We start from the raw sequence: 15,884 nt of genomic DNA on the forward strand, positions 1-15,884 counted from the left end.
CCGCGAGGACCTCGGCCGGGCGCACCCGGCCGTTACCATCGGGCGCATGTCCCCGTCCCCCGCGCCGCCGGCCCGGCGCCGCCACGCGGACGAGACGTCCGCGGGTGGCCTGGTCGTGCGGACCGAGGACGGGGTGAGCGCCGCCGCCCTGATCGGCCGGCTGGACCGGCGCGGGCGGCTGCGCTGGTCGCTGCCCAAGGGGCACGTCGAGGCCGGCGAGACCACCGAGCAGGCCGCCGTCCGGGAGGTGGCCGAGGAGACCGGCATCTGCGGGCGGATCACCGCCCGGCTGGGCAGCGTCGAGTACACCTTCACCGCCCAGGGCCGCCGCATCCACAAGCGGGTGCACCACTTCCTGATGGAGGCCGTCGCCGGGGAGCTCTCGGACGCCGACGTCGAGGTGACCGAGGTCGCGTGGGTGCCGCTCACCGAGATCGGCGAGCGGCTGGCGTACGCCGGCGAGCGCCGGCTGGTCCAGCGCGCGGCGCGGCTGCTGGCCGAGAGCGCGTGAGGCCTTCGCGGTCCGGCCCGCGCCGGCGCCGCGCGGCCACGATCCCCCGGTTCACGGCGGGGCTCGTCACCGCGGTGCTGCTGCTCGCCGCGGCGCTGGCCGGCGCTCCGCCGGCCGTCGCGGCCCCGCTCGGCGAGTACGCCGGGACGCTGTCCTTCACCGTCGACGCCATCACCCCCGACGTCGTCACGGCGAGCGGCCCGACCACGCTGACCGTGCGCGGCACCGCGACCAACACCGGGGCGCTGCCGGTGTCCGACCTGGAGTACCGGGTCCAGCGCGGCGACCCCTTCGCCGACGAGACGGCACTGCGCGGCGAGCTGTCGTCGCCCGGCCAGCCGTCGACGGTGGTGACCGACCGCTTCCAACCGCTGACGACGGACCTGGCCGCCGGGGCCTCCACCGCGTTCACCATGTCCGTGCCGCTCACCGGCCAGGACGGCGACTCGCTCGCGCTCGACGTGCCCGGCGCCTACCCGGTCATGTTCAACGTCAACGGCCTGGTGGGAAACACGGACGACTCGGTGCACGCGCGGGTCGGCGAGCTGCACCTGGTGGCGGCGGTGGTGTCGCTCCCCGCGGTCGGCGCGACGGCACCGGCGACACCGGCGACACCGGCCGGACCGGCGACGACGGCACCGACGGTGCCGGCCGGCGCCCGGCCGCTGCAGGTCAGCACCCTCTGGCCGCTGGTGGACCGGCCGCACCTGAGCGTCGGTCCGGTGTTCCTCGACGAGGACCTGCTGCCCGCGATCTCCCCCGGCGGCCGCCTGTGGGCGGTGCTCGACGGCCTGTCCGGGACGTCGTCCGGTGACCAGTCGCAGACCCTGGTGGTGGATCCCGAGCTGCTGGACGAGCTGCACCGCATGCAGGACGGCTACCTGGTGCGGGCCGACACCGGCGTCCCGCAGCCCGCGCTGACACCGGTTCCGGGCGCCACCGGGTCGAGCCGGACATCGAGCACCGCGAGCGCACCGTCCCGGGCCACCGGGACCGGCGCGACCGGGACGCCCGGCACGGCCGGCACGGCCGGTACGGCGGGCACGACCGGCACGACCGGCACGACCGGCACGACCGGCACGGCCGGTGCTCCCGCTGCTACCTCGCGTACCCCCGGTGCTGCGGGCGCCACGGCCACCGCGGCGACCACCCCGACGACCGGCACCGCGGCGACCGGCACCCCGGCCACCCCGACCACCCCGACCACCCCGACCACCCCGGCCACCCCGGCCACCCCGGCCACCCCGGCCGGGATCGTCACCACTCCCCCGGACACGGTCCCGGGCCGGGGCGCCGCCGCCGCGGCCACGTTCCTGTCCCGCGTCCGGGTCCTGGCCGCCGAGCATCCGGTGGCCGTGCTGCCGTACTCCGACCCCGACGCCGTGGCGATGGTGCGGGCGGGGATGCCGGAGCGGCTGGTGGCGCTGGTGCGGCAGGGCATCACCGTGGCACGGCAGCTGCTGCCCGGGTCTCGGCAGCTCACCACCGTCGCGCTGCCGGTCGACGGGGTCGTCGACCCGGCCACGCTGGCGGTGCTGGCGCAGGCCGGCTACCGGACGGCCGTCCTGGACGCCGCCTCGCTGCAGCGCACCACCCCGGTCGGGCAGCTGGCGGTGCCCAGCGGAGTCCGGCAACTGCCGGACCTGGGCACCGCGGTGGCGGATTCGACCCTCCGGCCCGCGGTGCGGTCCATGATCGGCGGCCCGCCGAGCGCCTCGGGCCCGCTGCAGGTCAACGCCCTCGCCGCGCTGCTCACCCAGCAGTGGGTGTCCGGCACGGGCACGCCGCTGGTCGTCGTGCCGGACCGCCGCTGGACGCCCAACGGGCAGGGCGTCGCGGCGTTCGACCGGCTGCTCACCGACCTGGCGGCCGGCGGGGCCGTCACCGGCAGCCCGTTGTCGGCGCTGACGTCGGCGACGGCACCGGTCACCGGACTGCGGTACCCCGAGTCCGCGCGGGCCGCGGAACTCGGGTCGGACTACCTCGCCCAGGTCCGCGACGCCGGCGGCGGGGTCGCGTCGATGCAGCGGGCACTGGTGCGCGAGCCGGGTCCGGAGCAGGCCGACCCGGCCGCCCTCCTCCGGCCGGTCTCGGGCGCGCTGAGCACCTCGTTCTCCGCTGCCTGGCGCAGCGGCCTCGGGCCGCCGTCGTCCGTGCTGGCCACGGTGACCTCGACGCTCGGGCTGCTCGGCGCCGGACTGACGATCGCGCCGCCGTCCGGGCCCTACACGCTGGCCTCCAGCAGCTCGCCGTTGCTGGTCACCATCCGGAACACCCTTCCCTACGCCGCCCGGGTGCGGCTGGTGATCAGCGGCGGTCAGCGGGCTGGTCTGGACGTCACCGACCCCGGGCTGCAGACGGTGCCGGCGGGACGGTCGCTGCAGCTGCGGTTGCCGGCCGAGGTGTCCCGGTCCGGCACGTTCGCGGTGTCGGCGCAGCTGTTCACGCCGGACGGCCGGGCGCTGGGCGGCCAGGTGCCGATCACCGTCCGGTCCAGCGTCTACGGCACGGTGACCCTGGTCGTCATCGCCGTGGCCGGCGCGGTGCTGCTGCTGATGGTCGCCGTGCGGATCACCCAGCGGGTCCGGGGCCGGACCCGGCTGGACCCCACGGACCGGATCGTCGAGCCGGCGCCCGACGCCGGCGACCCCGGGCACGACCGGACGCCGGCCGGCGACCACCACCACGACCACGACCACGACCACGACCACGACCACGAGGACGCGGCCGGCACCCCGGCCGGCTCCGGTCCGAGTTCCGCGTCCGGCTCGGGCTCCGATACCGCTGCGACGGCGGACTCCGCGCCCGACCCGGCCCGCGCCGGTGGCGCCCTGCCGGCCGCCCGCCCGCCCCTTCCCACCCCGGCCGACCGACCCGCCGGCACCGCGAAAGGCCTCCGATGACCCGGCAGCACCACCCCGACGAACCGCCGGAGTGGTTCCGCCGAGCCGTCGCCGACCGGCGGGACGAGGGGGGCACCGGCGGCCTCGGGCCCGGCGCGCCCGCGCTGCTCGCCGGCACCGAGGACAGCACCGTCCTGATCCAGCAGATCACCGACGAGGCACTCCCCGAACGGGACCGCCGGCCGGCCGGCCGCACCGACGCGGACACCGTGGTGACCGGGCCCGGTGCGGACACCGTGGTGACCGGGTCCGGTGCGGACACCGTGGTGACCGGGTCCGGTGCCGCCACCGTCCTGCCCGGGTCGGCGGCCGAGACCGTGGTGGCCGCGCCGGACGCCGCCCGTACCGTCAGCACCGGCGACGGCACCACCGTCGTGACCGCCGCCGGGGCGGACGCGGTCGCCGGCATGCGGACGGCGCGGACCTCGGGCGTGGTGCGGGCGAGCGCCCTGATGGCCGTCGCGACGGTGGTCAGCCGGATCACCGGGCTGCTGGCCAAGGTGCTGCTGGCCGCCGCCCTGGGCGCCGCCGTCGTCAACAACTCGTACACCTTGGCCAACACCCTGCCGAACATCGTCTTCGAGCTGCTCATCGGCGGTGTGCTCACCTCGGTGGCGATCCCCTTGCTGACCCGCGCGCAACGCTCGGATGCCGACGGCGGCGCCGAGTACACCCAGCGCCTGGTCACCCTGGTGCTGGTCGGGCTGGTGGCCGCGACGGCGTTGTCGGTCGCGGCGGCGCCGCTGCTGACCCGGCTGTACCTGAGCGGTTCCAGCGACGCCGTGAACGTGGGCCTGGCCACCGACCTGGCCAGGCTGCTGCTGCCGCAGATCGTCTTCTACGGCCTGGCGGCGATGTTCGGGGCGATCCTGAACACCCGCGAGCGCTTCGCGGCCAACGCCTGGGCGCCGGTCGTCAACAACCTGGTGGTCATCGCGGTCGCGGTGGTGCTGCTGCGCTCCGGCATCACGTCGGGCGCCGACACGCTCTCCCGCGCCGACGCCCTGCTGCTCGGGGTCGGGACGACCCTCGGCATCGTCGCGCAGGCCGCCGTCATGCTGCCGTCGCTGCGCCGGAGCGGGTTCCGCTTCCGCTGGCGGTGGGGGTGGGACCGGCGGCTCGGCGAGGCCGGCGGCCTGGTCGCGTGGGCCGTCGTCTACGTGCTGGTCTCCCAGGTCGGCGTGGTGGCCACGACCCGGATCGCCTCCGGTGACGACCTCACCGGCGGCGTCGTCATCTTCCAGACGGCGTCGCTGCTGTTCCAGATGCCGTACGGGATCCTCGGCGTCGCCGTGCTGACGGCGATCATGCCGCGGATGAGCCGGCACGCTGCCGCCGGTCAGCTGGTGGAGCTCAAGCAGGACATGTCGCTGGCCAACCGGCTGTCGGCGGTCGCCCTGCTGCCGGTCTCGGCCGGGCTGCTCGTCGTCGGCGGCGCCCTGTCGGTGCTGCTGTTCGAGCACGGCGAGTTCGACCGCGAGTCGGCGCTGCTGGTCGGCGGCACGCTCGGCGGCATGGCGGTGGGGCTGTTGCCGCTGGCCATGACGCTGGTGCAGATGCGGGTCTTCTACGCCATGAAGGACGGCCGCACGCCGGTCGTGATCAATGCCGTGATGGTCGCCGTGCGGGTGCCGCTGCTGTTCGCCGCGGCGTCGCTGTCCCCGCGCCTGGTCATCCCGGGACTGGCGGTGGCCACCGCGGCCAGCTACCTGGTCGGCGCCGTGGTCGGCGAGATCTGGCTGCGAGCCCGGTTCGGGCCGATGGGCACCCGCCGGACGCTGGCGACCGTGGGCAAGATGGCCGTCGCGTCGGCGGGCGGCGGCGTCGCCGCCTACTTCGGCACCCGCGCCGTGACCGGTCTCCGGCCCACGTCGTTGCTGGACGCCCTGGCCATCTGCGTGGTCGCCGCGGTGATCGGGGTGGTGGTCATCGCGGTGCTGGCCGTCCTGCTGCGGGTCGAGGAGCTGGTCCCGGTCCGCCGCCGGCTGCTCCGCCTGCTGGGCCGCGGACGGGCGAGCGATGCTCGGGAGGACGCCCGGACCGCCGCCGGCGCGGCGCACTCCCGCGGCGGTGACCCGGACGGGCCCGCTGTCCCGACCCCGGCCGCGCCCGCCCCCGCGAGACCGGCCCCGGCGATCCCGGCCGAAGGTGTCCGGCACCACGCCGCCGATCGCGCGGCTCGCGGCACCGAGGCGGCGGCCGGACGTCCGTCGATGGGAGAATTCGCCGGCCCGGCCGGGCGTCCGGTGGATCCGACGACGGTCCCGGCGGCGGCGCCCGCCCCCGGCGGCCACCGGCCCGGCAGCACCCCGCACCCGGCGACCACAGAACCAGTGACAGAGGTGACGACGCGCGTGACGTCCGCGAACGGCGGTCCCCGGGACGGCACTGCCGGCACCGCCGGCACCACCGGCGGTGCCGACGGCGACCGGCCACCGGCCCTGTCCCCCGGCGCCACGGTCGGCGAGCGCTACCGGCTGGTCAGCCTCGTCCTCACCGACCGGGCCGGGAACCACTTCTGGCGGGCCAAGGACACGGTGCTGCCCCGGGACATGGCGATCACCCTGCTCGCCGATCCGGGAGCCGCCTCCGCCACGGTGGCCCGCACGCTGCGCGTCGGCCGGCTGCACCACGCGGGCCTGCCGCAGACCCTGGACGTCGGAACCACCCCGGACGGGCAGTCGTTCATCGCCGGGCAGTGGATGGACGGTGCCACGCTGACCGACCTGCTGTCCGCCGGCCCGCTGGAACCGGACGTCGCCACCTCGATCACCGCCAAGGTGGCCGAAGCGGTCGCGGAGGCACACCGCAACGGCATCGCGCTGGGCGCCCTGCACCCGTCGCTGGTCCGCGTCAACTTCGACGGGCAGGTGGCGCTCTCGCACGTCATCGCCCACGGCGGGGCGACGCCCGACCAGGACATCGAGGCCGTCGGCGCGCTGCTCTACGCCATGCTCACCGGCACCTGGCCGCTGGCCGCCGCGCGTCCCGACGCGCCGGGGTCCGGGACCGGCGCCGAGCAGGACGCCGCGACCGTCGTCACCCCGCCGCCCGACGACGCAGCCCGCGGACGCCGGTTCGGCCGTCGGGCCGCCGCGGACGCCGAGCCGGCCGCGGCCGCGCCGGCACCGCCGGTGGACGACCCGTCGGCGCCACTGCCCGCCGCGCCGACCCGGCTGGGCCGCGAGCTGCCGGCCTCCCAGGTCCGGCCCGGGATCCCCGAGGCGCTGTCGGCGCTGGCCGAGCGCGCCCTGCATCCGCAGGACCCGGACGGCATCCATGCCGTGGGCGCGATCGCAGCCCTGCTGCGCAGCCCGGACACCGCGGCCGCGCCGGCCGAGGAGCTCGAGCCGGAGCCCGCCGAGTCGCTGCGGCCCGCGGAGCGCCGGCTGATCCGCGAGCGCCGGGTCAAGCTGGCCATCGGCGCCACCATGCTGGTGGCGTTCTCGGCGCTGATCGTGATCGTCGTCGCCAGCCTCGCCAAGCAGGCGCTGGCCGGGGTGCAGGACCCGACCGTGTCGGACGTGGGCCGCCCGGCGGTGAGCAGCGCCCCGGCCCCGTCGTCGTCCGCGGGGGCGTCCCGGACCACCCGGTCGACCCGCAGCCAGCCCAGCAAGGCGACCACTCCGGCCTCGCGCACCACCGGGACGAGCACGACCTCGACGAGCACCACGACGGTGCCGCCGGCCGCGCCGGTACCGGTGGCGTCCGCGACGGTCTACGACCCGCAGGGCGACGGGAACAAGGACAACATCGGGCAGGTCGAGCGGGCCTTCGACAACGACCCCAGCTCCGGCTGGAACACCTTCGTGTACAAGCAGCAGTTCCCGACGCTCAAGCAGGGTGTCGGCCTGACGCTGGAGCTGCAGCGCGAGGCGGTGCCGACGTCGGTGACGGTGTCGAGCGACACCCCGGGCACCAAGGTCGAGATCCGCACGGCCACCGGATCGGACGTCCCGCTGGCCTCGACCCGGGTGGTCGGCACGGGCCTGCTCAACGGCGCGGCGCCGGTGACGATCAAGCTCGACGGGGCCCCGCGGTCCAAGTACCTGATCGTGTTCGTGACGCAGCTGGCGCCGCAGGGCTCGGGATTCCAGTCGAGCCTCACGGAGATCGCCGTCAGCGGCAGCTGACATCCAGCTTGCGTCAGCGGCAGCTGACATCCGGCCGGCGTCAGCGGCAGCTGACATCCGGCTTGCGTCAGCGGCAGCTGACATCCAGCCGCCGTCAGCGGCAGCTGACATCCAGCCGCCGGCAGCGGCCGCTGACAGCTTCAGCGGCCAGAGGTGGCGGACGTGGGGTCCGCAGGTCGAGGCCGGTATCGGCGGCCTGCGCCCGTTACGCTCTTCGGGTGGCAGCCTCCGACTCCGGTCGCAGTGACGCGGAGCTGATCGCCGCGCACGCAGCGGGCGATCCGCGTGCCTTCGGCGAACTGATCACCCGACACCGGGACCGCATGTGGGCCGTCGCCCTGCGGACCCTGCGCGACCCCGACGAGGCGGCGGACGCGGTGCAGGAGGCGTCCATCTCGGCGTTCCGCGCCGCCGACCGGTTCCGCGCGGAGTCCGCGGTGACCACCTGGCTGCACCGCATCGTCGTCAACGCCTGCCTGGACCGGATCCGCCGCCGCCAGGTGCGGCCGACGGTGCCGCTGCCCGAGGAGGGGCCCGGCGAGCCGGTGGCCCCGCGCGACGCGATGGCCGACCGCGAGCTGCGGATGGACATCGACCAGGCGCTGGGCACGCTGCCGGCCGAGCAGCGGGCGGCCATCGTGCTGGTCGACGTCGAGGGCTACTCCGTGGCGGACGCCGCAGTGGCGCTCGGCGTCGCCGAGGGCACCGTCAAGAGCCGGTGTGCGCGAGGGCGCGCCCGGCTCGCGGTTCTTCTCGGACATCTGCGGAACCCGGACGAGGCTCCGTCCGTCGAACCCCCCAGTGGGCGAGCCGACCCCAATCCCGCGCGAGCGGGCACCAGGGCCGGACCGCACCAGCCGCATGCGCCGCCGGGTACGGCGCGGGGACCGAGAACGGGGAGTGGACGATGAGCGAGCTCGACGGCCGACGCGGTGGTGGCACCGTGTGGACGCTCGATGCCGTCGCCGACGTCCAGGCGGGCGTGCTGCCGCCGGACGAGGAGGCGCGGCTGCGCGCGGAGATCGACCGCGACCCGGACGCCCGGGCGCTGCTGGCCGCGCTCGACGCCGTCATCGACGACCTGGCCGGGCTGCCGCCGTTGCGCATGCCGGACCGGTACGCCTCCCGGCTCGACGCGGCGATCGCCGCCGAGGCCTCGGCCCGCTCCTTCCCCAGCCAGCGCACCGCACCGCCGGTCATCCCCGGGGAGCTGTCCAGCCTGCTGAGCGCACCGGGCGCCCGCCCGGCACGCCGGGACGGCACCGGCGGGCCGACCGGCACGGCTCCGGCACCGCCCGGCTCCCGTCCCGGCCCCGATCTGCGCGCCGTGCGACCGGCGCCGGCGGGTCCCGCAGCACCGCCTCCCGGCCCGCCGCCCGTCCGGCCCGTGCAGTTCGGCGGTGCCCGCCCCGCCCCGGCCACGCCGCCGGCCGGACCCGGCCCGGTGGGCGGCACCGTCCACTCCCTCGACCAGGCCCGCCGCCGCCGGCGCACCCTCACCGGCACGATCATCGGCCTGGCCGCCGCCGTGGCCGCGTTCGTCGTCATCGGCGTCTCGATCAACGGCGGCCGGACCGCCGGCGAGGGCGTCGCGGCCTCGACCGCCGCCGCCACCGGCGCCCCTGCGCCCAACAGCTCGCCGGTGAACGCCTTCGAGGTCGACCCCGACGACTTCGGCACCGCCTACCAGCGGATCAACGGCCAGCACTCCGGAACGCTGGCCGACCCGCTCGCCTACGCGTCCTGCCTGGCCGCGAACAGCCTGGCGCAGGCGGACGTGCTGGGCGTCTCCGACGTGACCTACCAGGGCAAACCGGCGTCCGCGATCGTCGTCGCGACCGGGCCGTCGACCGCCCAGGTGCTGGTGGTCGGGCAGACGTGCGGCCCGCAGGGTGCCCAGCTCTTGGCTCGGAGCGGCTCCATCCCGCGCTGACCGGCGCCCACGGACTTCGGCCCGGCCGACGGACGCCGGGGACCGGTCCCGGCCGTCGACCGGCGGCCCCGCGCTCGTCGCCCGTCCCGGCTCGCGCCGCGTCGGTGTGCTGCCGCCGGGGAATGCCGGCCCGTAGGCTGGCGTTCCCCCTCACGTCCGCCGAGTGGCGGCCGGTCGGCTCCCGATCGGCCCGCCGGCCAGGACGACCGACACAGGTCCCGCGGCCCGCCGCGGGCCCGGGCGAGCAGATCGGAGCGGTGTGAGCGACACGTCCACCACGACCGTCACCAACGGCAGCGGCGAGTCCGCGGTGCGCGACGTCATCGTGATCGGATCGGGACCGGCCGGGTACACCGCGGCCGTCTACCTGGCCCGCGCCGAGCTGGCTCCGCTGGTCTTCGAGGGTTACCAGTACGGCGGTGCCCTGATGACGACGACCGAGGTCGAGAACTTCCCGGGCTTCCCCGAGGGCATCCAGGGGCCGGAGCTGATGGAGAAGATGCGCGAGCAGGCGCGCCGCTTCGGCACGGACCTGCGGGCGCAGGACGTCGAGCACGTCGACCTGACCGGGCCCGTCAAGACCGTCACCGTGGACGGCGAGGTGTTCCGCGCGCGGTCCGTGGTGCTGGCCACCGGCTCGGCCGCGCGCTATCTCGGCCTGCCCGACGAGCAGCGGCTGGTCGGCCGCGGCGTGTCCGCCTGCGCCACCTGTGACGGCTTCTTCTTCCGCAACCAGGACATCGCCGTGGTCGGCGGCGGCGACTCCGCGATGGAGGAGGCCACCTTCCTGACCCGGTTCGCGCGGTCGGTGACCATCGTCCACCGGCGGTCCGACTTCCGGGCCAGCGCGATCATGCTCGACCGCGCGCGGAACAACCCGAAGATCCGCTGGGAGACCGACGCGGCGGTCACGGCCGTGCACGGGACCGACACGGTCACCGGCCTGACCCTGACCGACACCCGCACCGGGGACCAGCGGGAACTGGCCGTGACCGGGCTGTTCCTGGCCATCGGCCACGATCCCCGCTCGGCGCTCGTGCACGGCCAGGTCGGGCTCGACGACGAGGGGTACGTCCTCACCGGGTCCCGCGCGGGCGCCCACGCCGGCACCGGTACGACCCTGCCGGGGGTGTTCGCCTGCGGCGACGTCGTCGACCACACCTACCGCCAGGCCATCACCGCGGCCGGATCGGGATGCTCGGCCGCGCTGGACGCCCAGCACTACCTGGCGGCCCACCCGGCGCCCGGCGAGCACGTCACCGACCCGATCCCGGACGCCGCGCCCGCCGACGCGGTCGGCGCCGGAGTCTGACCGCAGCACCTCCGGCCGCCCCGCGGCCGCCGCACGACCACCCGTCCGGATCCGTCCCAGCCCCGTCCCAGCCCCACCGAGAGGAACCGCCATGAGCACCAAGACCGTGACGGACGCCAGCTTCGCCAGCGACGTCCTCGCCTCCGACAAGCCGGTCATCGTCGACTTCTGGGCGACCTGGTGCGGCCCGTGCCGCATGGTCGCCCCGATCCTCGAGGAGATCGCCGACAAGCATCAGGACAAGGTGACCGTCGCGAAGCTCGACATCGACGCGAACCCGCAGATCGCCCAGCAGTACCAGATCCTGTCGATCCCGACGATGCTGGTCTTCCAGGGCGGCAAGCCGGTCAAGCAGGTCGTCGGCGCGAAGCCGAAGGCCGCGCTGCTGGCCGAGTTCGCCGACGTCCTGGCCTGACGCACACCGCCGGACTCGGCGGCCGGGCGACCGGCCGCCCTGTCCCTCCGGCTCCGTCACGACGGCCGGGTCCCCCGCGGGACCCGGCCGTCGTGCTGTCCGGACAGGCCGCGGACGGCCGGATCGACCCCGTGCGTCGTGCAGAATGAAGGACTGCGGTCGGGGGCGCTCACGGGCCCGCGACCACCCGCAGTGCCAGCCCGCACCCACCCGCCAATGCACACCCGTGCCGAGCCGTGCCGACCCGTGCCTGCCCGCGCCGTGCGGCGGACGGCGGTAGGGTCGCCGCACTGCCCAGCACCCCGCCGTCCGGCGGACGACGGAGTGAGAGGAGAGCGATGCTGCGACGAGGCGACCGTGGTCAAGCCGTGGCCCACGTCCGCAGCGCCCTCGCCAGCCTCGGCTACCTGTCGCTGGACACCGTCCCCGGGTCGCTGCACCGGCCGGATCCCGATGCCGCCGTGTTCGACGACGAGGTGGATCGCGCGGTGCGGGCCTTCCAGCAGCAGCGCGGGCTGATCGTCGACGGCATCGTCGGCCCGGCCACGACGCGCTCGCTCACCGACGCCCGGTGGTCCCTCGGCGACCGGACGCTGACCTACACCCTGTCCTCGCCGATGAGCGGCGACGACGTGATGGCCCTACAGGTACGGCTCACCGAGATGGGCTACAACGTCGGGCGGCCCGACGGCGTGTTCGGTCCGTCCACCGACGGCGGCGTCCGGGCCTTCCAGCGGGACCGGGGCATCGTCCCGGACGGCGTCTTCGGCGCCGAGACCCTGCGCGAGCTGTCCTGGATGCGTCCCAAGGCGACCGGCGGCCGGCCCGTCTACCTGCGCGAGCACCACACCGTGCGGCAGTCGGGACCGCGGCTGCGCGGCAAGCGCATCGTCATCGACCCCGCCCACGGCGGCGCGGACCCGGGCTGGACCGTCCGCGACGGCGACCGCGAGGTGCGCGCCGCCGACCTGCTGTTCGACCTGGCCCGGCGGCTCGAGGGCCGGATGGAGGCCACCGGGATGAGCACGTTCCTCACCCGCGGGCCGCAGCAGAACCCGTCACCGGAGGACCGGGCCGGCATCGCGAACACCGTCGACGCGGACCTGCTCATCTCGCTGCACATCGACGGGCACGGGTCGCCGCTGGCCTCCGGGCTGGCCACCTTCCACTTCGGCTCCGACTCCGGGCGCACGTCCACGGTCGGCGAGACCCTGGCCGAGCTGGTCCAGCGCGAGCTCGTCGCCCGCACCCGGATGACCGACGGCCGCGTGCACCACAAGACCTGGGACATCCTGCGGATGTCCCGCATGCCGGCGATCCAGGTCGAGCTCGGCTACCTGACCAACCCCGACGACCGGGCCCGGCTGTGCACCGACGAGTTCCGCAACACCCTGGCCGACGGCATCCTGGTGGCCGTCAAGCGGCTGTACATGGACGGCCGCGACGACCCGCACACCGGCACCTTCACCTTCTCCGACCTGCTCGCGCACGAGCAGTCCGTCCGCGGGGCCTGACTGCGGGCGGGCGCCCGCCGGCCGCCCCGCGGCGCGACCGGTGAGGCGCGGCGGCCGCCTCCGCCCGCTCCTGCAGCATCGCGACGTCCGGGGCCGTCCACTCCTGCAACATCGCGACGCCGGGCCGCCCACCCTGGTGGGCGACCGGGTGGACCGAGGCGCGTCGCGGTTCCTGTCCACGCTCCGACGATTGGCTGTCGGTGGCCTGGGGTACGAACACTGTGGTCCGGGTCACAGGCGACCCAGTCCGCCGGCTGACCGGGACCAGCGCGCGTGGATCCACCTGCGCCGCCCCGGTCGCAGCGCCGCCTCCGGTGCTGCCCGTCCCAAGGGAGCCGTATGACCTCTCTGCTCCGCCGACGCCTCGGAGCTCTCGGCGTCGTCCTGTCCGTCGTGACCGTCGGGCTGGTCGCCACGGCCACCAGCGCGGCCGCCTCGCAGGCGCACCCGCTGGCCTCGTCGACCCGGTTCTTCACCCCCAAGCCGCCACCCGGGTCGGTCGAGCAGGTCGCCGACCTGCTGCGCGCCGGCCGCTACGGCGACGCCATCGGCATCGCCCGCATGATCGCCACTCCGCAGGCGGTCTGGTTCACCTCGGGGACCCCCAAGGAGGTCCGGAAGGCGGTCCACAGCACGGTCGCCCAGGCCACCGCGCAGCACGCCGTCCCGACCCTGGTCGTCTACAACGTCCCCGGTCGCGACTGCTCCCAGTACTCGTCCGGCGGCGCCGGCAGCGACGCCGCCTACCGGGCCTGGATCGACGGGTTCGCCGCCGGGCTGCGCAAGGACCAGCGGGTGATCGTCGTCGTCGAGCCCGACGGGCTGGCCAACCTGCCGTCGGACTGCCCCGCGGCGTACCCCGGCCAGGACGTGGCGGCACTGACCAAGGGCCGCATCGCGGACATCAAGTACGCGGGCGAGCGCATCCTCAAGGCCAACAGCAAGGCGCTGGTCTACCTGGACGCCGGGCACAGCGCGTGGCACTCGGTCGGTGACATCTCGCAGCGGCTCGACCAGGCCGGGGTGCGGCAGTTCCAGGGCTTCTCGCTGAACGTCTCGAATTACCAGCCGACACCGCAGCTGATCCAGTACGCGTCGTGGATCTCCAAGTGCATCTACTACGTGCACAACGCCGCCCCGAATAACGGCGCCAACGTCGGCCAGTACGGCAACTGCGCGAGCCAGTACTACCCGGCCAGCCCGAACGACTACGGCACCTGGAAGCTGACCGACGCCTGGTACGCCGCCAACGTCGACAAGGCCGCCGGTCACCCGACCAGCGCGTCGCAGGTCGCGCACGCCGTCCTGGACACCAGCCGCAACGGCCAGGGCCCCTGGACGCCGCCGGCCACCGCGAACTACCCGGACCCGCAGACCTGGTGCAACCCGCCGGGACGCGGGCTCGGCCTGCGGCCGACGGCGCGGACCGGACACGCCTGGATCGACGCCTACCTGTGGATCAAGACCCCGGGGCAGTCGGACGGCCAGTGCAACCGCGGCGTCGCGGGCAGCACCACGGATCCGGAGTGGGGCGGCATCACCGACCCCGCCGCCGGTGCCTGGTTCGGCCAGCAGGCCCTGCAGCTGGTCCGGCTGGCCAACCCGCGGTCGAGCTGACCCGGCGCCGGTCCGTCCGGCGGTGACGGACGACCCCCAGCGCGAGCAGGACCCGACCTTCCGGGTCCTGCTCGCGCTGCTGTCCGTCCAGCGCCGCTCCTGGGAACAGGGCGTCGCCACGCACGCCCTGCTGGACCTGGAGCGGTGGGACGAGGCGGTCGTGATGGCGCGGGACGCCGTCGCGCTGCAGTCGGTCGACGGCCGGCTCGGCGAGGTGGGCGACAACGCCGTGAACGGCGCCGCGAACCTCGAGGCGGTGCGGTGGCTCGCCGCGTCCCGCGGCGACGCCCAGGCCGCCCGCGCCGCCGCCCGCCAGCTCCACTGGCTGCTGCACACCGCGCCGCGGGCCGCGGACGGCACGGTGTTCCACGTCGGGCGCCAGGTGTGGGTCGACAGCGTGTACATGTTGGTTCCGGCGCTGGTGTCCGGCGGTCGCCCGGACGAGGCGGCCCGGCAGCTGGCCGGCCACCGGCGCCGGCTGTTCGACGAGGTCGCCGGCCTGTGCGCGCACGTCTGGGACGAGGACGGCGCCCGGCTGCGCCGGCCGGTCCACTGGGGCACGGGCAACGGCTGGGTGGCCGCCGGGCTGGCCCGGGCCCTGCACACCGCCGGCCACCGGGACCGGACCTGGACGGTGGACGCCGCGGCACACGCCGGGACGGTCGTCGACGCCTGCCTGGCCCACCGGGCGGCGTCCGGACTGTTCCACGACGTCGTCGACGACGACACCACCTTCGAGGAGTGCACGCTGGCGCTGCAGCTGGCGTACACGGCCGCCACCGGAACGGCCGACGGCTGGCTGCCGTCCCGGTATGCGGACACCGCCCGGTCCCTGCTGGAGACCGGCCGCCGGCACGTCGACCCGGACGGCTTCGTCCGCCCGGTCTGCGGCGCTCCGCACTTCGACCGTCCCGGGACGTCGGCGGAGGGGCAGGCCTTCTATCTGCTCGCCACCGCCGCCGTCCGACGTCTCGACAGCTGAGCGCGCCGAGTTCCGCCGATCGGTGGACAGCGTCGTCCGCCAGCGCGTCCATCGAGCGGCCGACCCGTCTGCGCGACGCCGCCGGAGAGGCTGCTGTCGGCAACAGGGCGAAGGACGGGAGTCGGGACATGAACGGGACACTGCGCCGGATGGCGTCGACGACGGCGGCCGCCGGGCTGGCCGCGGGCCTGGTGCTGGCCGGCAGCGGGGTGGCCCTGGGGGACGCGACGCCGGTCGCCGCCGCGGCGCCGTACCAGGTCACCGCCGGTCCCTACACCCTCGGCCGGTTCTCGACCGTCGACCTGACCCTGCAGTGCCGGCCCGGCTACCACCTCGCCGGGTACGCCGGCGGCCAGGAGAACCTGTACGCCACCGCGGCCCCCCTGACGGTCAGCGGGTCCTGGGTGACCGGGGAGGGCGGCGCGGTCTCCGGCGGCACCGGCATCCCCGGCGGTGAGAGCTTCCGGCCGGCCGTGAACAGCCTCTCCGCGACCCTGCGCAACTGGAACCCGTTCTCGGCCGAGACCGCGACGGCCAGCTACACCTGCGATCCCGACTGACGCG

Annotated in this window: 11 protein-coding genes; all 11 read left to right on the top strand. The window is 75.6% G+C overall.

The features are described 5' to 3' along the window. Positions 1-46 precede the first annotated feature (46 nt). Positions 47-511, top strand: a complete 465-nt coding sequence (locus IEY37_RS07795; protein ID WP_188940996.1) for an NUDIX hydrolase — start codon at positions 47-49, stop codon at positions 509-511. Then, positions 508-3,414 carry a DUF6049 family protein gene (locus IEY37_RS07800; RefSeq protein ID WP_188940997.1) on the top strand — a complete coding sequence of 969 codons (2,907 nt, stop codon included), beginning with the start codon at positions 508-510 and terminating at the stop codon, positions 3,412-3,414. The genes IEY37_RS07795 and IEY37_RS07800 overlap by 4 nt, the downstream gene beginning before the upstream one ends. Beyond that, positions 3,411-7,547: a murein biosynthesis integral membrane protein MurJ gene (murJ, locus tag IEY37_RS07805; protein WP_188940998.1), complete on the top strand. Its 4,137-nt coding sequence runs from the start codon at positions 3,411-3,413 to the stop codon at positions 7,545-7,547. Before IEY37_RS07800 ends, murJ begins: the two co-directional genes overlap by 4 nt. Positions 7,548-7,765: 218 nt before the next feature. Then, entirely contained in the window at positions 7,766-8,458 is a 693-nt protein-coding gene (gene sigM, locus IEY37_RS07810) for an RNA polymerase sigma factor SigM (protein WP_188940999.1), read from the top strand. Next, positions 8,455-9,480 (top strand): RsmA family anti-sigma factor, encoded by a 1,026-nt coding sequence (locus IEY37_RS07815; protein ID WP_188941000.1) that lies wholly within the window; start codon positions 8,455-8,457, stop codon positions 9,478-9,480. The genes sigM and IEY37_RS07815 overlap by 4 nt, the downstream gene beginning before the upstream one ends. A gap of 259 nt (positions 9,481-9,739) precedes the next feature. Then, positions 9,740-10,792 (top strand): thioredoxin-disulfide reductase, encoded by a 1,053-nt coding sequence (gene trxB / locus IEY37_RS07820; RefSeq protein WP_229674159.1) that lies wholly within the window; start codon positions 9,740-9,742, stop codon positions 10,790-10,792. A 91-nt stretch (positions 10,793-10,883) separates the two neighbouring features. Continuing rightward, positions 10,884-11,207, top strand: a complete 324-nt coding sequence (gene trxA, locus IEY37_RS07825; protein WP_188941001.1) for a thioredoxin — start codon at positions 10,884-10,886, stop codon at positions 11,205-11,207. 338 nt (positions 11,208-11,545) lie between these two features. After that, positions 11,546-12,721, top strand: a complete 1,176-nt coding sequence (locus IEY37_RS07830) for an N-acetylmuramoyl-L-alanine amidase (protein ID WP_188941002.1) — start codon at positions 11,546-11,548, stop codon at positions 12,719-12,721. A gap of 339 nt (positions 12,722-13,060) precedes the next feature. Then, positions 13,061-14,338 carry a glycoside hydrolase family 6 protein gene (locus IEY37_RS07835; RefSeq protein WP_188941003.1) on the top strand — a complete coding sequence of 426 codons (1,278 nt, stop codon included), beginning with the start codon at positions 13,061-13,063 and terminating at the stop codon, positions 14,336-14,338. Positions 14,339-14,360: 22 nt separating this feature from the next. Further along, positions 14,361-15,320, top strand: a complete 960-nt coding sequence (locus tag IEY37_RS07840; RefSeq protein WP_188941004.1) for a glycoside hydrolase family 88 protein — start codon at positions 14,361-14,363, stop codon at positions 15,318-15,320. 128 nt (positions 15,321-15,448) lie between these two features. Continuing rightward, positions 15,449-15,880, top strand: a complete 432-nt coding sequence (locus IEY37_RS07845) for a hypothetical protein (protein ID WP_188941005.1) — start codon at positions 15,449-15,451, stop codon at positions 15,878-15,880. Positions 15,881-15,884: the final 4 nt, after the last annotated feature.

Source organism: Nakamurella endophytica, assembly GCF_014646215.1.
Classification (GTDB): domain Bacteria; phylum Actinomycetota; class Actinomycetes; order Mycobacteriales; family Nakamurellaceae; genus Nakamurella; species Nakamurella endophytica.